We start from the raw sequence: 560 nt of genomic DNA, 5'->3' as shown, positions 1-560 counted from the left end.
GTCGCTCGCTGGGACGCAAACAAGTGCGCGGCTTCGCCATTGTTGCAGACGTGTTTGCGCCCCATATTTGGAAGTTAGTAGCCATATGAAAATGGAGACAGCAGTGGAAATAGATGAAGATAAAATCGATGAAGCGGCACTTGCTCTGTTTTACCTTACTCTTCATGACAAGTTTGGTAGGGCTTGGAAACAAATAGATTGGAGTATCACCGATCGGCTTTATGAAAAAGGATATATTCACGATCCTGTTGGCAAATCTAAGTCTGTTGTTTTAACTGAAGAAGGTCTTGCCAAATCAGAAGAACTTTTCAAAAAGTTATTCGTCAAAAGTGAGTGAGCGTTGTGCGCAATTTTAGCTGTTACTCTAGGATGTATTAGCGTGGCAACTAACAAGCCAATAAACGCACTCACTGCGTTCGCTGGGACGCATACACGCGGGGCGGCTTCGCCATTATGCCCCACGTGCCTGCGCCCGTTATTGGAAAGTTATGTGCTTGTAGGAGCTTATGAATAAAAAGGAATTTATCGCCTGCATTGTACTATGTTGCTTCTTTAACTTT

Annotated in this window: 1 protein-coding gene; it reads left to right on the top strand. The window is 43.9% G+C overall.

Annotation, left to right across the window (positions count from 1 at the left end; genetic code table 11):
• On the top strand, window positions 1-337 hold a 337-nt coding region (locus tag Q4561_RS19790; protein WP_303462973.1), incomplete at its 5' end, for a DUF6429 family protein.
• Between the last annotated feature and the right edge of the window lie 223 nt (window positions 338-560).

Origin of the sequence: Alteromonas sp. 1_MG-2023, from assembly GCF_030547075.1 — a bacterium.
GTDB lineage: Bacteria > Pseudomonadota > Gammaproteobacteria > Enterobacterales > Alteromonadaceae > Alteromonas.
Note: the sequence above shows the minus strand (reverse complement) of the source record. Positions and strands in the feature narration are given on the sequence as shown.